This is a genomic window from Lentzea kentuckyensis, assembly GCF_002150765.1.
Classification (GTDB): Bacteria; Actinomycetota; Actinomycetes; order Mycobacteriales; family Pseudonocardiaceae; genus Lentzea; species Lentzea kentuckyensis.
In genome coordinates this window covers 22,732-46,168 of the sequence record NZ_MUYM01000001.1, presented here as the reverse complement: position 1 = coordinate 46,168, position 23,437 = coordinate 22,732, and the positions used below count along the sequence as shown (strand labels likewise).

Below are 23,437 nucleotides of genomic sequence, written 5' to 3'. Positions count from 1 at the left end.
GGGTCAAAGCTAGCCCTACCTGCGAAACTAATCTTCATGCCGGTAGAGCTGACGCTCCACAAAGCGGCCGAGGAGTTGCAAAGGGGCGACCTCGCAAGCGTGCTTCGCGCACGTCAGCGCGTCGCGGGACTCGTCGGCACCTACCCGCACCGGCTCGACCTGCGCGAGCGTCTGGCCGAGGTCTACCGCACTCTCGGCCAACCGGCTCAAGCCGGCCGCTGGACCTATCTCTCGGAGGAACGCGACCCGGAGGAGACCCTGGCCTTCGAACGCGCCTATCGCCGTGCCGAGGCCCGGCTGGTGGCGTTGAGCTGGCAGGGACGCGTGGACGAGGCGCCCACCGAGACCGCGCGAACCCGGCTGGCGTCGTTGTACCTGGAAGCCCGCATAGAGCTGCAGCACGACCTGGACGCGACCCCGCACGAGGAAACGTCCTGGGGCGCCTGCCTGCTGGTCATGGCCGGCGGCGGCTTCGTCCTGGTGTGTTTCCTGCTGGGCATCGTGACTCTGGTCCAGTTCTTGTGGAAGCTGGTCACATGAGAACGCTGTCGCAGTACGTCCGTCGCACCCCGACCATGCACGCCACCGTCGACGGGCGACCTCTGGTGTTCAAGCTGGAGCACCTCCAGCTGACCGGCTCGTTCAAGATCCGCGGCGCCGTCAACAAGCTGTTGTCCCTGAACGCCTCCGAGGTCGTCACCGCCTCCGGTGGCAACCACGGCATCGCGGTGGCGCAGGCCGCCCAGCTGCTCGGCGCCCACGCCACGGTCTTCGTCCCGGTGACCGCCCCCGAGACGAAGACCAGGCGCATCGAAGCCTTGGGCGCCAAGCTGATCCGCCACGGCAACAGCTACGCCGAGGCCGCAGCAGCCGCCCGTGACTTCGGCCTGCCGTACATCGAGGCCTACAACGACCCCACGGTGATCGAGGGTCAGTCCACGGTGACGCGGGAGATCGTCGAGGACGTGCCCGAAGTGGACACGATCTTCGTCGCCGTTGGTGGCGGCGGCCTGGTCGCCGGTGCCGCACTGGCTTCCGGCGGCCGTCACATCGTCGCCGTGGAACCCGAGCACTGCTGCGCCATGCACAACGCCCTCGAAGCCGGCGAGCCCGTCGACTCAGAGGTGAGGTCCGTCGCCGCGGACGCACTCGGCGCGACCCGCGCGGGCGACCTGTCGCTGGAAATCCTGCGGCAGCACCACGTTTCGTCCGCGCTGGTGTCCGACGAGGAGATCCTCGCGGCTCGCGACCGGCTGTGGGCGGACTTCCGCCTGGCCGTCGAACCCGCGGGCGCCGCCGCGTTCGCGTCGTTCCTCAGGGGCGATGTGCAGAGCGAGCTGCCGTGCGTGCTCCTTTGTGGAGCTAACTCGGAGTGGCAGCCACGGTGACGATCGAGCCGGACCGCGCGGTGATCGGGCCGCGCGTCCAGTCCCCGAACTGACCGGCGACCGCGAAGCCCGCCTCGGCCAGGAACCCGTTGAGCTCCTCGGCTTCGAGGAACCGCAGGGAAGCCCGGTCCACCCGCAGCAGCTGGCCGTCGCGGGAGGTCGCCTCGGTGAACGTCACCACCCCGTTCGCGACCTCCTCCACCTCGTAGCCCACCTTCAAGCCGTCGATCTCGATGTCCGCGAGCGGCCACCGTTCCCACTCGCGGGCGGCGGGATTGCGGGTGTCGAAGGCGAACCTGCCGCCGGGCCGGAGTGCGGACCTGATGGCGCGCAACGATTTGCGCAACTCATCGTCCGTCACGAGGCACTGGAAGGCGTTGCTGGACATGACCGCGAGGTCGAAGTCGGCCTGCCAGCGCGCGTCTTCGGCCTTCCCCCGCACCCACTCGACGTCCGTGCGGCGGCGGGCGCGATCCAGTGAGGGGTCGTCGGGGTCGAGGCCGACGAGCCGGCCGGTGTGCCCTCGCCCGCGGGCGGCGATCAGCAGCTGGCCGGTGCCGCAGCCGACGTCCAGCACGTCGCCGGCCTCGTCGACGAGAGCGTCGTAGAACGCGGCGTCCACGCCCGTCCACGGGTTCAGCCGGTCGTAGAGGGCAACGGCGTCAGCGTCGGTGAAGGTCACGCTTCGACGCTAGCGACGGCGACAACCTGATTAGTGGCTCGTCCCCGGCGATCTACCGCGAGGACGTGTGGGTGGCTCGTCCCCTGGGCGTCTCCCCCAGGCGTCTCCCCTGGACGTCGAGCCAGCAGTCGAGCTTCCGGACTGATTCGCCTCGCGTCTTCAGCCTTCGGTCGCACGAACCCGTCGCATCACACGGGTCGCCCGAGTCCGGGCCGACAACGGTCCGAGCCCACGAACGGTCCGAGCCCACGAACGGTCCGAGCCCACGAACCGTCCGAGCCCACGAACCGTCCGAGCCCACGAACGGGCAGTGCCGACAGCGCTCGGTGCCGAGCCATCCGGTCCGTCCCCCCGCGCTTCCTTGCCTTGCGGAACGAACAAACCGCGATTTCGGTTCCCCGGCTATCCACAGCCTACGCGAAATCCTGAAACCCCAGGTCAGCAGAGCGCCAGCCTGTGGACAACTCGCGATCATGAACCTAGCCGGCCGCGTCACCAGCCGGGTCCGGCACTAGCCGGCCGCGTCGACCTAGCTGGTCGCGTCGATCGTGGCGCTCGCCAACACCAGATCGCCCACCACGTCCTCGCGGTAGATCGCCACGGCCTGACCGGGCGCCACGCCCTTCAACGGCTCGCGCAACGAAACCTGCAGCACGCCGTCGACCAGTTCCGCGACCGCGGGAGCCGTGCCGCCGTGCGCGCGCACCTGGGCGACGCACTCGACCGGCCCGTCCAGCAGCACGTGGGTGATCGGATCCGACGCGGAGATCCCGCTCACCGCGAGCTTTTCGACCGAGCCCACCCGGACGTTGCCGGAGACCGGTTCCAACGCCAGCACGTACCGAGGGCGGCCGTCGGGAGCCGGGCCGTCGATGCCGAGGCCCTTGCGCTGTCCCACGGTGAACTCGTGCACGCCCGCGTGCCGGCCGAGCACCGCACCGGTGGCGTCGTCGATCAGCAGGCCTGGCTTGGTCTCCATCCGGCCGGCCAGGAACTTCTGCGTGTCCCCGTCCGGGATGAAGCAGATGTCGTGGCTGTCCGGCTTCTTCGCCACGGACAGCCCGCGCTCGGCGGCCTCGACGCGCACGAGCTCCTTCGTGGTGTCCCCCAACGGGAACATCGCGTGCGAGAGCTGCTCGGCGGTCAGGGAGGCGAGCACGTACGACTGGTCCTTGCCGAGATCGACCGCCCGGCGCAGTTCGGGACGGCCGTCGACCATCTCCAGCCGCGCGTAGTGCCCGGTGCACACAGCGTCGAAGCCGAGCGCGATCGCCTTGTCCAGCAACGCCTCGAACTTGATCCGCTCGTTGCACCGCAGGCAGGGGTTGGGGGTTCGCCCCGCCGCGTACTCCGCGACGAAGTCCTCCACGACCTCCTCGGTGAAGCGCTCGGCGAAGTCCCAGACGTAGAACGGGATGCCCATCAGGTCCGCCGCGCGGCGGGCGTCGTGGGAGTCCTCGATCGTGCAGCAGCCACGGGCGCCGGTGCGCAACGTGCCGGGCTTGGCCGACAACGCCAGGTGCACACCCGTCACGTCGTGTCCCGCTTCGACGGCGCGTGCCGCCGCCACCGCGGAGTCGACACCACCGCTCATCGCCGCGAGGACCTTCACTGCTTGACCACCTTCCGGGAACGCCTCATGCCTGCCAGACCTGCCGTACGCGCGCGCTCGACCACCGGGCCGATGACCGCCGTCAACTTCTCAACGTCCGCGCGCGTCGACGTATGCCCGAGTGAGAACCGCAACGAGCCGCGGGCCAGCGCCGGTTCGACGCCCATCGCCAGCAGGACGTGCGATGGCTGTGCGACGCCCGCCGTGCACGCGGAACCGGTCGAGCATTCGACGCCGCGTGCGTCGAGCAGCATCAGCAGGCTGTCGCCCTCGCAGCCGGGGAACGTCAGGTGCGCGTTGCCGGGCAGGCGGTCGGCCGGGTCGCCGTTCACGATCACGTCCGGCACCACCGCGCGCACCGAGGAAATCAGCTCGTCCCGCAGCGCGGCCAACTCGGCGGCCCGGGACGCCTGCTCCTCCACCGAGATTCGCACCGCGCACGCCAGGCCGACGATCGACGGCACGTCCAGCGTCCCGGAGCGCACGTCCCGCTCCTGGCCGCCGCCGTGCAACAGCGGTGTGCACTTCACGTCGCGTGCCAGCATCAGCACGCCCACGCCGTACGGGCCGCCGACCTTGTGGCCGGTCATGGTCAACGCGGACGCGCCGGACTCGGCGAAGTCGACCGGCACGGCACCCACGGCCTGCACGGCGTCCGTGTGGAACGGCACACCGCGCTCAGCACACACACGGGCGATGTCGTGCACGGGGTTGATGGTGCCGACCTCGTTGTTCGCCCACATCGTCGTGACGAGCGCGACGTCGTCGTCCAGCGCCTCGGCGACGGACTCCGCCGAGACACGGCCGTAGGAGTCGGTCTCAAGCCACGTGACGTCCGCGCCCTGCCGCTCCAGCCACTCGACGGCGTCCAGCACGGCGTGGTGCTCCACGGCGGACGCCAGCACACGGCGCTTACCGCTCGCCCAGTAGATGCCCTTGACGGCGAGGTTGTCGCTCTCCGTGCCGCCGCCGGTGAACAGCACCTCGGACGGCCGGGCGCCCAGGGCGTCGGCGATGTTCTCGCGGGCCTCCTCGATCGCCCGCCGCGCCCGCCTGCCGGAGGTGTGCAGCGACGAGGCGTTGCCCGTGGTGGACAACGCCTCGGTCATCGCCGCGACCGCCTGCGGGTGCATGGGGGTCGTGGCGGCGTGGTCGAGATAAGCCATCAGGCCTCAAGGGTAGCCCGCATGCGGGGCCCGGTCAGAATCGCTCCCACCACCGCCAACGCCGCCATCGACAGGTTCAGCACCACCACGCCCGCGGTCGGCGCGGTCGCCACCACGAGCACGCCGCCGATCCCGATCATGGTCGCGGAGAAGAGCATGTCGGAGATCTGCAGCGCGGCCGAGTTGAAACCGCGGTCCTCCTCGGGTGACGCGGCCATCATCAGCACGCCGACGCTGGACGTCGCCATGCCCATGCCCGCGCCCGCCACGGCCCACAGCAGCGGCGTCAGGAACGCCGGGCCCCAGGTGGGTGCGATGAGCGTCACGGCGGAGATGCCGGTCGCGGTGAACAGGAAGCCGGTCCGCACGAGCGTGTAGCGCTGGATCTCCGGATGCCGCGACGCCCACATCGACGCGCCCGCCCAGCCGAGCGCACTCAGCGTCAGCGGCAGCCCCGCCTCCAGCGGCGAGTAGCCGTGCACGACGGTCAGCGTCAGCGGGATGAAGCCCTCGACCGCGAAGAACGTGCCGGCGAGCAGGCCGCGCGCCAGGATCGTGACGGGAAGGCCGCGCCGGGCGATGAGCGTGCCCTTCGGCAGCAGGATGCGCAGCGCGGGCGCCAGCAGCACCAACGCCACCGCGAGCAGCCACCAGGTGCGGTGCTGCAACGCCCAGCTCAGGCTGGCCACGCCGACGCCGACCGCCAGCGCGGCGAGCGGCAGATACCTGCGTTGCGGCGGCGTCTCGCTGTGCGGAGGCAGCTTCTTGAGCACCGGGACGAGCAGCACGCTGCCGAACAGCACCAGCGGCACGATCGCGAGGAACACCAGCCGCCAGCTCAGGTGTTCGGTCGCCCAGCCCGCGACCGCCGGACCGACCAGCGACGGCACCACCCACGCCGCGGACAGCGCGCCGAACACCGCGGGCCGGTCGCTCTCCGGGTACACGAGCGCGATCAGCACGTAGATCGCGACGATCAGGAACCCGGCGCCGAAGCCCTGCAGCGCCCGGCCGACCAGCAGCACGGTCATGGTCTCCGCGACGCCCGCGACGACCAGTCCGGCGAGGAACAGCACCACGCCGATCAGCACCGCGGGCCTGGGGCCGCGTCGGTCCGAGAGCCGTCCGGAGAAGACCGTCGCGATGACGCTCGCCGCGAGGTTCGCGAGGAACGGCCACGCGTACAGCGCCTCGCCCCTGAGTTCGTGGACCATCGTGGGCATCGCCGTGCCGACCCCCATCGCCTCGAAGGCGAGGAGCGTGACCAGCAGGAGGATGCCCGTCGTGGGCCAGCGGCGGTCAGGCGACCAGAGGCGTGATGGGGCGGACGCGGTGAGAGTCACCCGTTGATGGTGCTATCTCCAGTTCGGTCGAGGTCAAGCGGTTTGATTGCTCTTCGGCAAGTTTCGCGAGTTCCCGGCGGTTTTCCGCGCGGCCGGGAGCGATCTCGTCGAGCACGTGCACCTCGACGACCAGGTCCCTGACCTTCAGCACCCGCCGGATCGAGTCGACGAGCGTGTCGCTGCCGATGAACGCCGGCTGGGTGGTGAGGTGGTCGCCGATCCGGTAGCGCAGCACGATCGGCCGCACCGGCACACCGGCGTCGAGCGCCGCCTGGAACAGCGCCGGCTTGTAGCGCCCGGACGCGAGCCCGCACCACGTGGTGCCCTCGGCGTGGATGCCTACCGCGCTGCCGCTGCGCAACGACGCGGCCAGTTCGTTCACGGTCCGCGGCAGCTCGCGGAGCTTCTCGCGGTCGAGGTAGACCGTGCCCGCCGCGGTGATGATCCGGCCGAGCACCGGCCAGTTCTTGATGTCCTTCTTGGCCACCAGCCGGATCGGCTGCACCGAGTCGATCGCGAGCTCGTCGAGCCACGACACGTGGTTGCTCACGACGAGCACGCCGCGTTTGGGGATCTCCTGGAACTTGCGGGCGCCGTGCACCCGCAACCTGACCCCGAACGCCCGCAGCACCGCGTGGAACCAGAGGCGGATGGCGCTCTCCCGCTGCTTGCCCGGCAACAACAGCGCGAGCGCGATCGTGACGCCGCACAGGAGCGCGGTGACGGCCGTGACCGCCCGCCAGACCTGCCGGAGTTTGCCGACCTCGGCCGGCGTGCCGCCGACGCACCCGTCACCGCAGGGCGAGGCGGGCATCCAGGCGTGACTCATGATGTCTCCCCCAGGAAGAACTTGAGGTAGCGCTGGTCGATGTGGTCCATGCCGAGCAGGATGAAGAGGTCGGCGACCCCGAAGTCCGCGTCGAGCGCGGGCCGTCCGCACACCCACGCGCCGAGCCGCAGATAGCCCTTCAGCAGCGGCGGCATTACGGTCCGGCCGGGCCGTACGACCGAGTCGACGTCCCACGGGTGGTGCGGCGTGACCCGGTACTGCTCGGGCGCGTAGTGCTTGGCCTGCACCGTGTCCCACACACCGGCCGCGAGACCGCCGCCGTCCTGCAGCGGGATCGACGCGCATCCGACGAGCCACTTGTGGCCGCTCAGCAACATGTACCGCGCGATGCCCGCCCACACGAGGCTGACGACGGCGCCGTTGCGGTGGTCGGGGTGCACGCAGGAGCGTCCGGTCTCGACCGTGGTGTGCCGGATGTCCGCGAGGTTCGCGAGGTCGAACTCGCCGTCGCTGTAGAGCCGACCGGCTTCCCTCGCCCGCTCCGGCGGCAGCATGCGGTAGCCGCCGACGATCTGGCCGGTGCGGTCGTCGCGCACCACCAGGTGGTCGCAGTGCTGGTCGAACTCGTCGACGTCGTGACCGGGCACGCTGGTGTGCAGCGTCGCCCCCATCTCACCGGCGAACACCTCGTAGCGCAGTCTCTGCGCGGCGACGACCTCGTCGCTGTCGCGGGCGACGAGCAGGGAGTAGCGGGGAGCGTCCTTGTCCTGCTGGACGGGGGTGCTGACAAGCAGTTCCGGCTGCGTCATGCGAACCAGGGTGAAGCCGGGTCGGCGAATGACAGCAGGTCAGAACGATGACCGGTCAGTGGCAGTCGGGTTAACCGCCGGTGGTGTGGTTGATCGTGTCCGAGTCCCACGTGACGGCGTCGCCGGCGGTGACGGGGAAGGCTTCGAGTTCGGCGTCGGTCACCACGGCCGCGACGGCTTCGGCGCTACCGCCTACGTAAGTGGTCATCATGTCGACGTCGGTGGCCACGCACCACGCGTGGTCGGCCGGCCACCACAGGTTCGGGTGCAACTGACGGCCGGGCTCAGCCAGCGGCCAGCGTTCGTCCGCCAGCGGGAAGGCCGCCGCGGCCGCCGGGCCCAGGAGCAGGTGCATGCCGCGGCCGGGCAGGTCGAACCGGGGCGCGGTGGTCCAGCGCCTGGCCAGGTCTCCGTAGCCCTCCCAGACCGCGAGCCAGCAGCGGCCGGGGGTGCCGGTGTACCTGGTCAGCAACGCGGCGAGGCGGGTGGCCACGGAGGTCGGTATCGCACCCAGCACCGGTTCGTCGTCCCACACGCCAACGCGGGCGGGAACAGAACTGAGGTCTCTGCCCCATTTTTCGGGATTCGTCGTTTCACCCGGCAACGGTGGATTGATCTGCCGCCACTGTGCGAGTGGGTGCATGACACGGTGGTGCGCCTCCGCTATTTCCCGCCAGCGCACCGGTTCGACATCGTTTTCCGCGATTCTGCGGTATGCCGGGTGAAACACGCGGGCATAAGCCGGGAAAACCGCCGGCACGATAGATCCGATCGTGCCGTCGAAATCTCGGACACCGGCAACAGCCCACGCCGAAGCATGAGCTGTTGCCGCCGGTGCCGGCTTCGGTGCGCCGCCGACGGGACTCGTCGTCATGTCCTCATCATCGCGCGAACGGTCAGCAGTTGGTGATGCGGGCGCTGCGGCCGACCGCGCTGATCCGGCCCGTCGGCGGCCGGTAGCCGGGCGGGAAGGTGATCTCGCCACCGACCCAGCTGCCGTACACGTGGTTGTTGGTGCACGCCGTGTTGGCGTGGTTGGTCGCCTTGTTGCGACCCGTCACGACGCTGTTGCGCGCGGACGTGCCCGCCAGCCTGCCGTCACGGTAGATCGCGCCCCTTACCGCGATCCTCGGGACATTGGCCGTGCACGTGATGTTGACGTGCACGTTCGCCCTGCGTGAGTCCGTGTGCGACTTGTGCGGGTTGTCCGTGTTGCCGCGGCACGTGATGACCGCTTGCGCGCTCAGGCCGTCACCGTCGGACACCGCGGTGATCTCGACCTGACCCGGATCGGCCTCGTCGATGACGGACGGCGCGGCAGCGTCCTCCGCCGCCGACGCGATTCCGCCGGAGGTCATGACCAGTGCCGACACCGCCAGCACCGCCGCCGCGATGAACGACGATTTCCTGTTCCCCATGGAGCGTGTTCCTCCCTCTTGTTTCCCCAGTAGCGCGAAGACGAGCCCACAGGCCGAACACGGCCGAACAAGAGTCGAGACGCTCGAATTGCCCCCATGAGCATCGCCCCCACAGCAATGCAGGGGCGACATTTCCGGTTCACCATGGCGAGAGGTACCGCCGAACAGGTGAAGTGATCTTGCTCCGGCCGAAGTGGGACGGGAAAGTCCAGGCAGCGAAAAGGGGTATCGGGAACATGTCCCGATACCCCTTTTCGCACGCTTATCGCGTTGTTCAGCCCTTGCGCTTCTTGACCTCGCCGGTCAGCTGTGGCGCGACGTTGAACAGGTCGCCCACCACACCGAAGTCGGCGATCTCGAAGATCGGGGCCTCGGGGTCCTTGTTGACCGCGACGATCGTCTTCGAGGTCTGCATGCCCGCGCGGTGCTGGATCGCACCGGAGATGCCCAGCGCCACGTACAGCTGCGGCGAGACCGTCTTACCGGTCTGGCCGACCTGGAACTGGTGCGGGTAGTAGCCGGAGTCGACCGCGGCGCGCGAGGCACCGACTGCGGCGCCCAGCGAGTCCGCGAGCTCCTCGACGACCGAGAACTTCTCGGCCGAGCCGACGCCGCGGCCACCGGAGACGACGACCGACGCCTCGGTGAGCTCCGGGCGGTCGCCGCCGACGACAGCCTCACGCGAGGTCACGCGGGCGGCCTTGGCGGTGTCCACCGAGATGGAGACCGACTCGTCCAGCACGGCGTCCGCCGCGGACTCCTCGGCCTCGACGCCGCCGGGGCGGACGGTGATGACCGGGGTGCCCTTGCTGACCTTCGACTTGACGACGAACGCGCCACCGAAGATGGACTGCACGCCGGTGCCGTCGGCCTCGACGTCCACGACGTCGACCAGCCAGCCGGAGTCGAGGCGCACGGCGAGCCGGCCCGCGACCTCCTTGCCGTCGACGGTCGCGGAGACGAGCACCGCGGACGCGTTCGGAGCCAGGGCGGCCAGGGCGTCGACCTTCGGAGTCGTCAGGAAGTTGACGGCGTCGTCGGACTCGACAGCGTAGACCTTCGCGGCGCCGTAGCGGCCCAGCGACTCGCGGATCTTCGACGCGGTGCCGGGCGCGCCCACGACCACGGCGGCCGGGGTGCCCAGGCGACGCGCGGCCGTCAGCAGCTCGTAGCTGACCTTCTTGACCTCGCCGTCGACGTGGTCGACCAGGACCAGGACTTCAGACATTTCTCTTCCCTCCCAATCCTTCTCAGATGAGCTTCTGGCCGACGAGGAACTCGGCGATCTTCGCGCCGCCGTCGCCACCGTCCTCGACGCGCTGACCCGCGCTGCGCGGCGGCTTGGGGGCCGCCTCGAGCACCTGGGTCCACGCACCGGACAGGCCGACCTCGGACGCGTCGATGCCCAGGTCCGCCACGGTGAGCGTGGAGACGGGCTTCTTCTTCGCGGCCATGATGCCCTTGAAGGACGGGTAACGCGGCTCGTTGATCTTCTCGGTCACGGAGACCACGGCCGGCAGCGACGCCTCGAGGAACGCGACGCCCTCGTCAGTCTCGCGCTCGCCCTTGATCGTGGAGCCCTCGACGGTGACCTTGCGCAGCTGGGTGACCTGCGGCAGGCCGAGCAGCTCCGCGACGATGGCCGGAACAGCGCCCGCGCGGCCGTCGGTCGCCTCGTTGCCCGCGATGACCAGGTCGACGTTCTCGACCGTGCCGATCGCCTTCGCGAGGACCTTCGCCGTGGCCAGCACGTCCGAACCGTGCAGCGCTTCGTCGCTCACGTGGATCGCCTTGTCGGCACCCATCGACAGCGCCTTGCGAATCGCGTCGGTGGCGCGGTCGGGACCCATCGCGATCACGGTGACCTCACCGCCGTGGGCTTCCTGCAGCAGCAGGGCCTCTTCGACAGCGCGCTCGTTGATCTCGTCGAGCACGGCATCCGCGGATTCGCGATCAAGGGTGTGGTCGGCGTCGGTGAGCTTGCGCTCGGACCAGGTGTCAGGCACCTGCTTGACCAGGACAACAATGTTCATAGGTCCTCTTCGACCTCCTGCGGACGGGCGGCGACGCTTACGCAGAGGACTTTAGAACTGCGCCGCCGGGTGTTCACGACCCTGCCATCACCCGGATGTTACCCGCCAGTAGCACCGGTGCAAACGGCAGCAAGCACCCCGCTAGCGTGACAGTTATCACCCGTTAACGACACCTTTTGAGACTTAACCCATTCGGGCGACTACGCTGCCCCGACATGTACCGGCGAGTAGCAGTTGTCACTGACTCCACGGCCTGTCTCCCGGCGCAGCTGACTGATCAACTCGGCATCGAGGTGGTCCAGATCCAGGTCAGGATCGGCGACCACACCGACGACGAGTCCCGCATCCCGGTCCCCGACCTGGTCTCGGCCATGCGTTCCAACGTGCCCGTGGCGACGATTCCGCCCGATCCCGGCGCGTTCTTCTGGACGTACAACGAACTGGCCGCGCAGGGCGTTCGCTCGATCGTGTCGGTGCACGTGTCCAGCCGGCAGTCCGCGACCGTGGAAGCGGCCCGCACGGCCGCCGCCCAGGTCCGCGTGCCCGTGCACGTCGTCGACACCCAAACCTGCGGGATGAGCATCGGCTACGCCGTCCAGGCCGCCGCGAAGGTGGCTGAGGCGGGCGGCAACGTCGAGAGAGTGCTCGCGACCGCTCAGCGACGCTTCGACAGATCCACCGAGCTGATCTACGTCGACACCCTCGAGTACCTGCGCCGCGGCGGGCGCATCGGTGCCGCGGCGGCGTTGGTCGGCGGCGTGCTGTCGATGAAGCCCCTGCTGACCATGGCCGACGGGCAGATCACCCCGCTGGACAAGGTGATCGGCGCCGACCGCGCGCTCAACCGGATGCTGGACATCGCGATCAAGCGCGCGGGCACCGACACCGTCGACGTCGCCGTCGAGCACTTCGACGCCGAGGAGAAGGCCACCCGGTTGCTGCGCAAGCTCCGCAAGGGCGTGCCCAACGTCCGCCAGTTCATGTTGACGCAGGTCAGCTCGGCCATCGGAGCCCACGTCGGCCCTGGTGCGCTGGGCATCACAGTGTCGCCGGTGTGATTTTCGGGAACTCCAGGTGCTGTTCCGTCCGTTGAACAGGACGTAACGGACCACCTGGAGGACCGATGGCCTCGTTCATGGACAAGATCACCAAGTTCCTGCGCAGTCCGCAGGGCCACAAGCTGCAGGCCAAGGCCCGGCAGATGGCACAGGACCCGCGCAAGCGCGCACAGGCAGAACAGCTGCTGCGCAAGCTTCGCGGCAAGAAGCACTAACCCCTGAACAGCGCGTTGAGCTCGCCGTACTCGATGCCGTTCTCAACGCTGACGTACGTGCCCTGGGTCAGCAGCTCTTCCGCTGCCCTCCTGGCGACGGCGTAGGCAGCCTCGGCCACCGCGGAGCCGAGGCTCATCCGCGCCACGCCCGCCTTCGCCAGCTCGTCGACGGCGGGCGCGCCAGGCCCCACCAGAACGTTGAGCGGCGCCGCGATGCCCTTGGCCAGCTCCGTGACGATCTCGAGGTCGGTCACCCCCGGCACGAAGATGCCGCTCGCCCCTGCTTCGAGGTAGGCGGCGGCGCGGTCGAGCGTGTGCCGCAACCGGCCTTCCGGCTCACCGATCCCGCGCAGGTACACGTCGATCCTGGCGTTGATGTACAGGTCCGGAGCGGCCTCGCGTGCCGCCGCCAGACGTTCCTTCTGCTCCTCGGCGTCCCGCAGCGCGCCGCCGATCCCGTCCTCGATGTTGACCCCGGACGCGCCCGCCTCCGTGATCGCCTTGGCCGTCGCGCCGACCGCCTGCGCGTCCTCACCGAAGCCTGACTCGATGTCCGCCGTCACCGGGACGCTGACCGCCCGCGCGATCCGGGCGACCAGGTCGATCACCCGGTCACGATCCACCCTGTTGCCGTCCGGAGCGCCGAGCGTCCAGGCCACACCGGCGCTCGTGGTCGCGACCGCCTTGGCGCCGGCCGCCTCGCTGACGAGGGCGGAGGCGACGTCCCAGGCGTTGGGGAGGGCGAGCGGGCCGGGCTGGTGAAGGGCGTGGAAGAGCCGGGTGCGGTCAGCGGTGGAAGTCATGATCAGAGTGATATCAGCAGTCACCGACAGAAATCCGGCGAGTTTCGGACGGGAACCGAAGACTTTCCGACACCACTCCGATCCGCCGGTGCCAGTTGCCGCCCGGCCAGTTGCCGCCCGGTCAGTTGCCGCCCGGTCAGTTGCTGCCCGCCTTGCGGCGCACCTCTTCGAACGTCCGCAGGTAGCGCTGCCGGAAGTCCTCCCGCTCCACCCACGTCGTGTGCTCGACGGGCTGGGGTGCGGCGGGCGGCGGCAACGCGGCGGCCGCAACGGTTTCCGCCACCGGCTCCGCATCCTGCTCGGACTCGGCGTCGGCTTCGGCTTCGGCAGCCAGCTCGGCTTCGGCAACCCGTCCGGCCTCGGCGACCCGCTCGGCTTGGGCGACCCGTTCGGCCTCGGCCACCGGCTCGATTTGGGCGACCCGTTCGGCTTCAACGATCCGCTCGGCCCGAACAACCTGTCCGGCCTTGTCGACCGGCTCGACTTGGGCGACCCGCTCGGCCTTGGCGACCCGCTCGGCCCCGACAGCCCGGCCGGCGTCGGCGACCGGCAGGGCTTCGGCGACCCGCTCGGCCCCGGCAACCAGTTCGACCTCGGCGACTCGCCCGACCTCGGCGGCTCGCAGGGCTTCGGCAACCGGCTCGACTGCCTCAGGACTGTCGGTGCTCGGCGCTACGGTTGATTCGGGGGCTTCGAGTTCCCCCACGGGGGGATCGAGGTCCCCATCCCGATCGTATCGGGCAGCACCGACAGTTTTCGGCGGTGCGAGATCCGGCGGCGCGAGATCCGGCAACGCGAGACCCGGCGACGTGAGATCCGGCGGCGCGAGACCCGGCACCGTGAGACGCGGCTCCACGAAGTCCGGCACCGGATCGGCCAGCACCGCCAGCGCCGGCTCCAGTTGCGGCAGCCCCATCACGGGATTGCGGTGGATGGGCCGCGAGTCGTAGTCCTCGTCGACCGGTCCGACCGCCGCGGGCTTCTCCACCCACGTCCGCTCGACCGGTTCGTCCGCCGGCGAGGACACCCCTGCGGCGTCCTCGCGGCGGCGCAGCACCACGTACATGAGGGCTGCCCCTAGCGTGAAGGACAGCACGCACAACCCGAAGACGATCCCGATCGCCCCTGCCATGCGAAGGCTCCTAGCTGACGAGGACGTCGACCTGAGGGCCGAAGTCCGAGGGCGGGCCCCAGACGGGGTCCACGATCACCCGAGTGGTGATGACGCTCTCCACCCCTTGCTCGGCCAGGTACTGCCGCACCAGGCCGGCCCTTTCCATCGCGAGCACGTCGCAGCGGTGCGACGCCGTCTCGCCGTTCCACGCGTGCGCCACCAACGTCACCGCGCCACCGGTGACGTTGCGCAGCACGCTGGCCAACCCCCGGCGCACGTCCTCACCACGCCCCACCAACGACGACGTGCCGGGCGCGAACGTGACGCCCTTGACCGCGTGTGACGAGAACAGGTTGCGCACGTTCTGCTGTGCCACGAACGGAGGGACCAGCTGTGGCGCCGGGGGCTCCATCCGCAGCGGTGACACGAAGTCCGACACGGGCACCGGGCCCTCGTGCGACACGGGCACGGCGGGCGACGACGACAGCGCCGTCTCCAGTTCCTCGCCGTACACCGAGAACCCGAACGCCGTCACCGACGCGGGCACCATCAACGCCCCCACGACCAACGGCACCCAGCGCTTCACGACGCGGCCACCTGTTCCGGGATGTGCACCGGGGCAACACGATCAGCGGCCACCGACAGGGCCGCGCGCGCCGCGGACAGTTGCGAGTGCACGACCCGGCGAAGCTCATGCAGCTCGTGGGTCCGGTCGGCGACCTCGGCCAGCCGGCGGTTCGCTTCGCGGCACGCCATCTTCACCACGAACTCCGACCGCGCCCTGGCCAGCGCCTCCTGCTCCTGCAGGTGTTGCGCGGCCTCGTTGCGGCGGCGGGTCATGGTGAGCTCGAAGAACTGCTGGGCCTTCTCGCGCTTGCGTTCGGAGTCGGCCTCCAGCGAGTTGCACTGCAGGGCGGTCTCGCGCAGCAACCGGTCGGCGTCGGTCTGGGCCTGGGCGACCGCCTCGCCGCACTCGCGCTCCACCTCGTCGGCGCGCTGGCGGTGCTGGGCCTCGAGGTCGGCGCAGCGGCGTTCCATCTCCACCTCGCGGCGCTCCATCGCGGCGGCGCGGGAGGCGCAGTCCTGGCGGGACGCGTAGAGCTCGGACTCGGCCTCCGACCGCATCGCCGCGGCCTCGCGTTCGGCGTCGGCACGCAACGCGGTGACCTCGACGTCGGCGCGGGCGCGGAGGTCGGCGCACTCGCGTTCGGCCTGCAGGTGCATCTCCGCCGCCTCGTCCTCGGCGAGGCGGAGCATGCGGTGCATTCGTTCGGTGGCGCCGGCGTGGGAACCGGAGGCGGATTCCAGGCGTTCGATCCTGGCGCGCGCCTCTTCCAGGTCCTGGCGCGTCATTTCCAGCAGCTTGCGCAAATCGGCGGCCTGCGCCAGCGCTTCGGCCCGATCGAGGCTCGTGAAGCGGAGCTGCTCCTCGAGATTCTCGATGTGGTCGATGACCTGACGTCGATGAAAACCTCGGTAGACAACGTCGAAAGCGGCGTGCAGCGGAACTAGTTCCTGCTCTTTTGCACCCATGGTCACCTACTCACTGAACCAGGCTGAAGATTGTGCGAGCTTACCCAGGCCAGGTACCCCCAACCAGCGTCGACAGTGGACAGAACGGGCGCATGTAACACGTGGAATAACGCGAGCTTCCTGCACAAACGAGACGCATGTAGATCAACTTTAAAGAACGAGCAGTCACCCGATTGTGTCAAGTAGGACGCCTTTCCGAGGGGTTCACTCCGCGCGTTCGCCGTGTACGGAAAGCAACCACCCAGGCGTAGATCACACGAATTGCCATCGATCGTTGGTGGCTACCGCGATCACCCTTCGTTAACGTAGTCGTTCGTGCCCTCACGAGTAGCCGTCGTCACCGACTCGACAGCGTCACTTCCGGCCCGTCTGGCGGACCGGTTCGACATCATCACGGTCCCGATGCAGCTGAAGATCGGGTCGGAGCTGATCGACGAGGGCACCGTGCCGACGGACAGGCTGCTGGAGGCGATGGCGGCGCAGATCCCGATCACGACCCAGCCGCCGGCACCGGACGCGTTCTTCTGGGCGTACCAGGACGCGTGGGCCAAGGGCGCGGAAACGATCGTGTCCGTGCACGCGACGCCGAAGCTCTCGCCCACCACGGACGCGGCGAAGGTGGCCGCGGCCAAGTCGCGCGCGCCGGTGTTCATCGTGGACTCGAACTCGTCCGGCATGACGCTCGGGTTCGCCGCCCTCGCGGCCGCGCGGATCGTGCAGACCGGTGGCGACGTCCAGAAGGCGCGCGGTGTCGCTGAGCGTCGCGGTCGCGACGCGCATGTGCTGATCTACGTCGACACGCTGCACTACCTGCGCCAGACGGGCCGGATCAGCGTGGTGGCGAAGCTCTTCGGCGACGCGCTCTCGGTCAAGCCGCTGCTCACGGTCGTGAACGGCGAGGTGACGCCGTTCGACAAGGTTGTCGGCAGAGAGCGTGCCCTGGACAAGCTCGTCGCCAAGGCCGTGGCGCTCGCCTACGGACGCGACGTGGACCTCGCGGTCGAGCACTTCGCCGCCGAGAAGGAGGGCCACCAGCTCCTGCAGTCGCTGCAGAAGCGGATCCCGCACGCGCGCGACGTCGTCCTGACGCAGGTGAGCGCGGCCGTCGGCGCCAACGTGGGTCCCGGCGCCCTGGCCGTCACGGTGTCGCCGTACTGATCAGCACCCCTGCTCAGAGCTGAGCGACTTCCTCGGCGAGCAGCAGGCCCGGATCGAACCCCATGGGTGCGAAGTGGCCGGAGAGTTCGAGCGAGAGCACGCCCTGCAGCCGGGTCCAGAAGGACAGCGCGCGGTGCACCGTCGGCGACGAGGCTGGCAGCGCGGCCGCCCACTCGCGGTTCGTGCTCAGCAGGGCGTCGAACGGGGTCTTCGGCTGATCCCCCGACGGATCGGCGCACACCTCCAGCAGCACCGTCAGGATCTCGTTCGAGATCGCGGTGATCTCGTCCGGCGCGTGATAGCCCGGTACCGGCGTGCCGTAGATGAGCAGGTAGCGGTGCGGGTCGCTCAAGGCCCACGTCCTGATCACCGCGGCGAGCGCGACGACGGTGGTGCCGGCCTCGAACGCGGCGCGGACGGTGTCGGCGAGGCTGCGGTACGCGTCCCGGATGAGCGCGGTGATCAGCTCGTCGCGGCCGGCGAAGTACCGGTAGAGGGCCGGCCCGCTCATGCCCATCTCCTTGGCGATGGCGTTGAGCGACAGCGCGGTCACCCCGGCTGAGGCGATCTGCTCCCACGCGTGCCGCTTGACCTCCGCACGCACCTGAGCCCGGTAGCGCTCACGCGGGGTCTCCACCGAGGCCGAGTTCGTCATGGTTAGACCCTCTCACGTTCGTTATTGACAGTCACTCCGACCTACCTCTAGCTTCAGCATGTCACCATAGTTAGAGCTTGTAACTACCGTGAGAAATCTTAACGAACGAAGGAGCCTGTCATGTCCGTCAAGACCCGTATCGTCGCTCACCCGTCCACGTCCGTGCTGGTCGCGGCCTGGGCCGTGCCCGGCATGGTGATCGGCCAGTTCGGCCTGCTCTCCGGCATTCCGATCGCCGTCGTGCTCGTCGCGAGCCTGCGCGACCGCCGCTCCAGGGCGCTGCGCTGGTGGACAGGGGCACTCGCGCTGGCCTACGCCACCCCGCTGACGCTGTGGCTCACCGGACCGAGCGAGGCACCCAGCCTGTCGAAGTACATGAGCCCCGCGATGACCGCGTTCCTCGCCGCGACCGGTGTCGCCGTCGCCATCGCGCACCAGGTAGTTCGCAGGCGCACTACTGACAAGTAACCTGGCGGGCGTGACCCTCCCCCTGACCGGCGAACGCACGGTGCCCGGTATCGCGGAAGAGAACTACTGGTTCCGGCGGCACGAGGCCGCGTATCTGCACCTCATCGGACACTGCGCGGACGCGGTCGTGCTGGAGGCGGGCTGCGGTGAGGGCTACGGCGCCCAGCTGATCCGCACGGTCGCCCGCCGGGTGATCGCGCTCGACTACGACGAGCTGACCTCGCGGCACGTCGCCCGCGCGTACCCACAACTCGACGTGCTGCGCGGGAACCTCGCCGCGCTGCCGCTGCGCGACGGCAGCGTCGACGTCGTGGCGAACCTGCAGGTCATCGAGCACCTGTGGGATCAGGAGGGGTTCCTCGCGGAGTGCCGGCGGGTGTTGCGTCCCGGCGGGACGCTCATCGTGACGACGCCGAACCGGCTGACCTTCTCACCGGGCCAGGACACGCCGCTGAACCCGTTTCACACCAGGGAACTCGCTCCGTCCGAACTGGACGAGATGCTGCGCGAGGCTGGTTTCCGCGTTGACGAACTGACCGGGCTGCGTCACGGACGCAGGCTTGACAGTCTCCTGAACGGACAGATCATCAACGCACAGGTCGAAGTCGCCCTGTCGGGTGCGCCGTGGCCCGCCGAGCTGAAGGAGGCGGTCGAGTCGGTGACAGTGCGGGACTTCGACATCACCTCCGAGGACATGGACAGCTGCCTCGACCTCGTGGCCGTGGCGGTGCGCGCGTGACGGTCAAAACAACCGCCGGTAAGCCCTCCGAGGGAACGTTCTGCCTGGTCCTGCACAGCCATCTGCCGTGGCTCGCGCACCACGGCACGTGGCCGGTCGGCGAGGAGTGGCTCTACCAGGCGTGGGCGCATTCGTACCTGCCCGTCGTGGACATGCTGCGCAGGTTCGCGGACGAAGGCCGTGAAGACGTCCTGACGCTCGGCATCACGCCGGTCCTGGCCGCGCAGCTCGACGACCCGTACTGCTTACGGGGCGCGCACGACTGGCTCGGCAACTGGCACCTGCGCTCGCACTACGCCGGCGCACGGCTGCGCGAGCTGTCCGCGTACGAGCACCGCGCGTCCTCCTGGGCGTTGGACCAGTTCGAAACGCATTGGCGGCACGGGTTTTCGCCGGTGCTGAAGTCCCTTGTGGACTCTTCGACGATCGAGCTGCTCGGCGGGCCCGCGACGCATCCCTTTCAGCCGTTGCTGGACCCGCGGGTGCGCTCGTTCGCGCTGCGGACCGGTTTGGACGACACGGCGTTGCGCATCGGCAGGGCCCCGGAAGGGATCTGGGCGCCGGAATGCGGTTACTCGCCGGGCATGGAGGCGGGCTACGCGGCGGCGGGCGTGCGGCGGTTCATGGTCGACGGTCCCGCGCTGCACGGCGACACCTCCTCGGCGCATCCCGTCGGATCTTCGGACGTGCTGGCGTTCGGCCGTGATCTCGAGGTCTCGTACCGCGTGTGGTCGCCGAAGGTCGGCTATCCGGGCGATGCCGCGTATCGAGATTTTCACACCTTCGACCACCCGACGGGCCTGAAGCCGTCGCGCGTGACCGGCAAGAACGTGGCACCTGAGGACAAACGGCCGTACGAGCCGTTGCTGGCGCGAGAAGCTATTTCACGCCATGTCGACGACTTCGTTGAGACAGTCGTGCGGCGGTTGCGGGCCATCGACGGCGGGCTGGTCGTCGCGGCGTACGACACCGAGCTTTACGGACACTGGTGGCACGAAGGTCCCTTGTGGCTGGAAGCCGTGCTGCGCGCGTTGCCGGAAGCGGGCGTGCACGTGACGACGTTGCGCGGCGCGGTCGAGGCCGGGCACGTGGGTGCGCCGGTCGAGCTGCCGGCGTCGTCGTGGGGCAGCGGCAAGGACTGGCGGGTGTGGGACGGCGCGCAGGTGTCGGACATCGTGTCGTTGAACGAGTCGGTGCAGAAGGAACTGCTGGAGCTGGACTTCTCGTCCGACGTGCGGGATCCGGTGCTGGACCAGGCGGTGCGCGAGGCGTTGCTGGCGTTGTCGAGCGACTGGGCCTTCATGGTCACCAAGGACTCGGCGGCCGACTACGCCCGCTACCGCGCGAAGATTCACAGCGATCGTTTCAGCGAGCTGGCTGCGCTGGCCCGCGGCGGTCGTGGTCATGCTCGGGCGGCGGAGCTCCGCGCGGCAGACGGCCCGTTCGGGCATCTGGACGCGCGAGGAATGAGGTAACGGGATGCGCGTGCTGATGTTGTCGTGGGAGTACCCGCCGGTGGTCGTCGGCGGACTGGGCAGGCACGTCCACGCGCTCGCGACACAGCTGGCCGCGCAGGGGCACGAGGTCGTCGTGCTCTGCCGACAACCTTCCGGCACCGACGCGATCACCCACCCCACCGTGGACCTGGTGAGCGAGGGCGTGCGGCTGGTCCGCGTGGCCGAGGACCCCGCGCACTTCGTGTTCGAGAAGGACCTCCTGGCGTGGACGCTCGCGATGGGGCACGCGATGACGCGCGCCGGACTGGCGCTGGGCTCGTGGCGTCCGGACGTCGTGCACGCGCACGACTGGCTGGTCGCGCACCCGGCGGTGGCGCTGGCGGAAGCGTTCGGCGTGCCGTTGGTGGCGACGATCCACGCGACCGAGGCCGGCCGGCACTCGGGCTGGCTGTCGCACCCGTTGAACCAGCAGGTGCATTCGGTGGAGTGGTGGCTGGCGAACCGGGCCGACTCGCTGATCACCTGCTCGTCGGCGATGCGCGGCGAGGTGGCGCATCTGTTCGATGTGGACACCGAACTGGTTTCCGTGCTGCACAACGGCATCGAGCCGGGCGGCTGGAAGGTGCGGGCGAAGGACGTCGGCGCGGCCCGGCGCGCGTACTCGCCGCACGGTGATCCGCTGCTGCTCTTCTTCGGCCGCATCGAGTGGGAGAAGGGCATCCAGGACCTGATCGCGGCGCTCCCCCGGATCCGCCGGTTTCACCGGGGCACCAGGGTGGTCGTGGCCGGTGGCGGTTCGCAGACCGAGTGGCTGCAGGAGCAGGCGCGCAAACACCGCGTGCTGCGGGCCGTGGAGTTCGTCGGACATCTCTCCGACAGGTCGTTGGCGGCGTTACTCACCGCCGCGAACGCCGTCGTGTTGCCCTCCCGGTACGAGCCGTTCGGGATCGTCGCCCTGGAAGCGGCCGCCGCGGGCACTCCCCTGGTCGCCTCGACCGCCGGTGGGCTCGGCGAGGTGGTCCTGGACGGGGTGACCGGACTGTCGTTCGCCCCCGGTGACGTGGACGGACTCACACGCGCCGTGCGCGCCGTGCTGTCCGATCCGACGTCGGCCGCTGTGCGCGCGCGTGCCGCCAAGGAACGTCTGGGCACCGACTTCAACTGGGCCACGATCGCGTCGGACACGGCTTCGGTCTACGCGTCCGCCGGCGTGCGCGAACCGGCCGTCCTGGGGCGCCCCAAGATCGCTACGGGCAATCTGTTCACCTAGCTCCGCTACAGTCGCCGGTCCCGTTAACAAGAGGTGACCGAGGACTGAATGAAATACCAACGCTTTGTGGCACTCGGGGACAGCTGCACCGAGGGCTTGGACGACCTGCTGCCCGACGGCCGCTACCGGGGCTGGGCGGACCGCGTCGCGTCCGTGCTGGACGCGCCGGGGTTCCGCTACGCCAACCTGGGCGTGCGCGGCCGTCGCCTCGACCAGATGCTGGTGGAGCAGGTCCCGTCCGCGGCGGCGTTGAAACCTGACCTGGTCGCGCTGTTCGGCGGCGGCAACGACGTGATGTCCGGCGCGTCGTGCGCACAGATCCGGGACCGGGTCGACGCGATGGTGCGCGCCGTGACGTCGTTCGCGCCCACGGTCGCCGTCTTCACGTTGAGCGATGTCTCGCAGCGCATGCCTTTCGGCTGGCGCATGCGTCCGCGCATCGAAGCCCTCAACGACGCCGTGCGCGTCGCCGCCGTGCGTTATGGCGCGGTTCTTGTCGACGTGTGGGACGACTCGTGCGTGCAGGACTCACGCTTCTTCGGCCCCGACCGCCTGCATCTGTCGTCGTTGGGACACCGGCGGTTGGCCGGGCACCTGCTGTCGGCGCTGGACATCCCGTTCGACGCCTCGTGGATGGCGCCGCTGGACGGGACCGCCGCGCCATCATCGCTGTGGGACCACTGGCGGTGGCTGCGCGACCAGGTGCTGCCGGTCGCGTACACGCGGTCGCGCAACAAGCTGATCGGCAGGCAGCCGGGCGACGGCTTCAGGCCGAAGCGTCCGACGCTTCGTCCGCTCGTCTAGCCAGCGCCTCCTTGGCCTTGCGGGCCATGTCCGCGATGTCCGCCCGCCGCTGCGCATCCGCCTCGTAGTCGGCGCGCCGATCCCGCACCACCCGTGCCGGCGCGCCCACCGCGATCTTGTAGTCCGGGAAGTCCCCGCGCACCACGGCGTGCGCGCCCAGCACGCACCCGCGGCCGACCCGCGTGCCGCGCAGCACCGTCACCTTGGCGCCGAGCCAGCAGTCCGGTCCGATGCGCACGGGTGACTTCACGATGCCCTGGTCCTTGATCGGCAGGGTGATGTCCTCGGTCTTGTGGTCGAAGTCGCAGATGTAGACCCAGTCGGCGACGAGCGAGGACGCGCCGATCTCGATGTCGAGGTAGCAGTTGACCGTGTTGTCCTTGCCGAACACGACCTTGTCGCCGATGCGCAGCGAGCCCTCGTGGCACCTCAGCGCGTTGCCGTCGCCGATGTGCACCCAGCGGCCGATCTCCAGGCGCCCGTAGCCGGGGCGGGCCATGACGTCGACCCGCTTGCCGAAGAAGACCATGCCGCGCAGCACCACGTGCGGGTTCAGCAGGCGGAACTTCAGCAGCCGCCAGTACCGGACCAGGTACCAGGGGGTGTAGGCGCGGTGGCGCAGGACCCAGCGCAGGGAGGCGAGCGTGAGGAAGCGGGCCTGGGCCGGGTCTCGGCGCGACCTGGCCCATCGGGTCCAGACCGGTGCGCCCCACATGCTCGTCATGGAGGTGAACTCTAGGAAACGCTGCACGTCACGGCCCGACTGGGTAGGTTCCATCGCATGTCGATGGATTTCTGGGCCGGTGCCGGGGCGGGGTTGCTGGTCGGTCTGCTGGTCGTGCTCGGGAACGTTCTCGTGCGCACCCGGCGGCGACCGTAGGCGTGTGGGACGTGGCCGAGGTGGGCGCCAGGTCTCAGGCAC

At 69.5% G+C, this 23,437-nt stretch carries 27 protein-coding genes; 11 read left to right on the top strand and 16 right to left on the bottom strand.

Translation table 11 applies throughout. The annotated features are described in order from the left end of the window. Nucleotides 1–36: 36 nt before the first annotated feature. Entirely contained in the window at nt 37–540 is a 504-nt protein-coding gene (locus tag B0F77_RS00220; protein ID WP_086660675.1) for a DUF6584 family protein, read from the top strand. After that, complete coding sequence (locus tag B0F77_RS00215) at nt 537–1,388, top strand: serine/threonine dehydratase (RefSeq protein WP_086660674.1); 852 nt, start codon at nt 537–539, stop codon at nt 1,386–1,388. Before B0F77_RS00220 ends, B0F77_RS00215 begins: the two co-directional genes overlap by 4 nt. Here B0F77_RS00215 and B0F77_RS00210 read toward each other — a convergent pair. From B0F77_RS00210 to B0F77_RS00165, 10 genes are all read right to left on the bottom strand, one after another. Beyond that, entirely contained in the window at nt 1,363–2,070 is a 708-nt protein-coding gene (locus B0F77_RS00210) for a class I SAM-dependent methyltransferase (RefSeq protein ID WP_086660673.1), read from the bottom strand. The genes B0F77_RS00215 and B0F77_RS00210 overlap by 26 nt on opposite strands. Nucleotides 2,071–2,599: 529 nt before the next feature. Then, on the bottom strand, nt 2,600–3,682 hold the full coding sequence (mnmA, locus tag B0F77_RS00205) for a tRNA 2-thiouridine(34) synthase MnmA (protein WP_086660672.1): 1,083 nt from the start codon (nt 3,680–3,682) through the stop codon (nt 2,600–2,602). Next, nucleotides 3,679–4,848, bottom strand: coding sequence for a cysteine desulfurase family protein (locus B0F77_RS00200; RefSeq protein WP_086660671.1), 1,170 nt, complete (start codon nt 4,846–4,848; stop codon nt 3,679–3,681). Before B0F77_RS00200 ends, mnmA begins: the two co-directional genes overlap by 4 nt. After that, nucleotides 4,848–6,191, bottom strand: a complete 1,344-nt coding sequence (locus tag B0F77_RS00195; RefSeq protein WP_245847731.1) for an MFS transporter — start codon at nt 6,189–6,191, stop codon at nt 4,848–4,850. The genes B0F77_RS00200 and B0F77_RS00195 overlap by 1 nt, the downstream gene beginning before the upstream one ends. Then, nucleotides 6,148–7,020, bottom strand: coding sequence for a lysophospholipid acyltransferase family protein (locus B0F77_RS00190; protein WP_086660670.1), 873 nt, complete (start codon nt 7,018–7,020; stop codon nt 6,148–6,150). The genes B0F77_RS00195 and B0F77_RS00190 overlap by 44 nt, the downstream gene beginning before the upstream one ends. After that, on the bottom strand, nt 7,017–7,790 hold the full coding sequence (locus B0F77_RS00185) for a GNAT family N-acetyltransferase (RefSeq protein ID WP_086660669.1): 774 nt from the start codon (nt 7,788–7,790) through the stop codon (nt 7,017–7,019). Before B0F77_RS00185 ends, B0F77_RS00190 begins: the two co-directional genes overlap by 4 nt. A 70-nt stretch (nt 7,791–7,860) precedes the next feature. Next, nucleotides 7,861–8,433, bottom strand: a complete 573-nt coding sequence (locus B0F77_RS00180; protein ID WP_143466505.1) for a hypothetical protein — start codon at nt 8,431–8,433, stop codon at nt 7,861–7,863. A gap of 253 nt (nt 8,434–8,686) precedes the next feature. Further along, nucleotides 8,687–9,208, bottom strand: a complete 522-nt coding sequence (locus B0F77_RS00175) for a hypothetical protein (RefSeq protein WP_086660667.1) — start codon at nt 9,206–9,208, stop codon at nt 8,687–8,689. A gap of 274 nt (nt 9,209–9,482) precedes the next feature. Further along, nucleotides 9,483–10,436, bottom strand: coding sequence for an electron transfer flavoprotein subunit alpha/FixB family protein (locus B0F77_RS00170; RefSeq protein WP_086660666.1), 954 nt, complete (start codon nt 10,434–10,436; stop codon nt 9,483–9,485). 22 nt (nt 10,437–10,458) lie between these two features. Then, entirely contained in the window at nt 10,459–11,241 is a 783-nt protein-coding gene (locus B0F77_RS00165) for an electron transfer flavoprotein subunit beta/FixA family protein (protein WP_086660665.1), read from the bottom strand. Nucleotides 11,242–11,456: 215 nt separating this feature from the next. Between B0F77_RS00165 and B0F77_RS00160 the strand changes: the two genes are divergently transcribed. After that, the gene (locus tag B0F77_RS00160; RefSeq protein ID WP_086660664.1) at nt 11,457–12,299 is read left to right on the top strand and encodes a DegV family protein; all 843 of its coding nucleotides are present in this window, start codon (nt 11,457–11,459) and stop codon (nt 12,297–12,299) included. Between the two features lie 65 nt (nt 12,300–12,364). Further along, the gene (locus tag B0F77_RS48590) at nt 12,365–12,514 is read left to right on the top strand and encodes a hypothetical protein (protein WP_169730864.1); all 150 of its coding nucleotides are present in this window, start codon (nt 12,365–12,367) and stop codon (nt 12,512–12,514) included. Here B0F77_RS48590 and B0F77_RS00155 read toward each other — a convergent pair. The 4 genes from B0F77_RS00155 to B0F77_RS00140 form a co-directional block, all read right to left on the bottom strand. Next, nucleotides 12,511–13,317 (bottom strand): isocitrate lyase/PEP mutase family protein, encoded by an 807-nt coding sequence (locus B0F77_RS00155; RefSeq protein WP_086660663.1) that lies wholly within the window; start codon nt 13,315–13,317, stop codon nt 12,511–12,513. The two genes, B0F77_RS48590 and B0F77_RS00155, sit on opposite strands and share 4 nt — an antisense overlap. A gap of 136 nt (nt 13,318–13,453) precedes the next feature. Continuing rightward, nucleotides 13,454–14,449 (bottom strand): hypothetical protein, encoded by a 996-nt coding sequence (locus B0F77_RS49565; protein ID WP_086660662.1) that lies wholly within the window; start codon nt 14,447–14,449, stop codon nt 13,454–13,456. Between the two features lie 10 nt (nt 14,450–14,459). Continuing rightward, nucleotides 14,460–15,017, bottom strand: coding sequence for an OmpA family protein (locus tag B0F77_RS00145; RefSeq protein ID WP_086660661.1), 558 nt, complete (start codon nt 15,015–15,017; stop codon nt 14,460–14,462). Then, entirely contained in the window at nt 15,014–15,688 is a 675-nt protein-coding gene (locus B0F77_RS00140; protein ID WP_143466504.1) for a hypothetical protein, read from the bottom strand. Before B0F77_RS00140 ends, B0F77_RS00145 begins: the two co-directional genes overlap by 4 nt. A 3-nt stretch (nt 15,689–15,691) precedes the next feature. Here B0F77_RS00140 and B0F77_RS46865 point away from each other — a divergent pair, with 3 nt between their 5' ends. Together B0F77_RS46865 and B0F77_RS00135 are read left to right on the top strand one after the other, a co-directional pair. Continuing rightward, nucleotides 15,692–15,943 carry a hypothetical protein gene (locus B0F77_RS46865; protein WP_143466503.1) on the top strand — a complete coding sequence of 84 codons (252 nt, stop codon included), beginning with the start codon at nt 15,692–15,694 and terminating at the stop codon, nt 15,941–15,943. A 336-nt stretch (nt 15,944–16,279) separates the two neighbouring features. Continuing rightward, complete coding sequence (locus B0F77_RS00135; protein WP_086660659.1) at nt 16,280–17,122, top strand: DegV family protein; 843 nt, start codon at nt 16,280–16,282, stop codon at nt 17,120–17,122. Nucleotides 17,123–17,135: 13 nt separating this feature from the next. Here the strand turns inward: B0F77_RS00135 and B0F77_RS00130 are convergent, their stop codons facing one another. Continuing rightward, a complete protein-coding gene (locus B0F77_RS00130; protein WP_086660658.1) occupies nt 17,136–17,777 on the bottom strand; it encodes a TetR/AcrR family transcriptional regulator in 642 nt (213 codons plus the stop codon). 120 nt (nt 17,778–17,897) lie between these two features. On the opposite strand from B0F77_RS00130, the gene B0F77_RS00125 reads away from it, so the two are divergent. Genes B0F77_RS00125 through B0F77_RS00105 form a run of 5 tightly spaced genes read left to right on the top strand, consistent with a single transcriptional unit; the run spans nt 17,898 to nt 22,515 of the window. Further along, nucleotides 17,898–18,245, top strand: a complete 348-nt coding sequence (locus B0F77_RS00125; protein ID WP_086660657.1) for a hypothetical protein — start codon at nt 17,898–17,900, stop codon at nt 18,243–18,245. A gap of 10 nt (nt 18,246–18,255) precedes the next feature. Continuing rightward, complete coding sequence (locus B0F77_RS00120) at nt 18,256–18,984, top strand: class I SAM-dependent methyltransferase (RefSeq protein ID WP_245847730.1); 729 nt, start codon at nt 18,256–18,258, stop codon at nt 18,982–18,984. Beyond that, nucleotides 18,981–20,459: a 1,4-alpha-glucan branching protein domain-containing protein gene (locus B0F77_RS00115; RefSeq protein WP_086660656.1), complete on the top strand. Its 1,479-nt coding sequence runs from the start codon at nt 18,981–18,983 to the stop codon at nt 20,457–20,459. Before B0F77_RS00120 ends, B0F77_RS00115 begins: the two co-directional genes overlap by 4 nt. Before the next feature lie 4 nt (nt 20,460–20,463). Beyond that, complete coding sequence (locus B0F77_RS00110) at nt 20,464–21,711, top strand: glycosyltransferase family 4 protein (RefSeq protein ID WP_086660655.1); 1,248 nt, start codon at nt 20,464–20,466, stop codon at nt 21,709–21,711. Between the two features lie 48 nt (nt 21,712–21,759). Then, complete coding sequence (locus tag B0F77_RS00105; protein ID WP_086660654.1) at nt 21,760–22,515, top strand: SGNH/GDSL hydrolase family protein; 756 nt, start codon at nt 21,760–21,762, stop codon at nt 22,513–22,515. Here the strand turns inward: B0F77_RS00105 and B0F77_RS00100 are convergent. Next, nucleotides 22,478–23,239 carry an acyltransferase gene (locus B0F77_RS00100; protein ID WP_086660759.1) on the bottom strand — a complete coding sequence of 254 codons (762 nt, stop codon included), beginning with the start codon at nt 23,237–23,239 and terminating at the stop codon, nt 22,478–22,480. The two genes, B0F77_RS00105 and B0F77_RS00100, sit on opposite strands and share 38 nt — an antisense overlap. Nucleotides 23,240–23,437 lie beyond the last annotated feature (198 nt).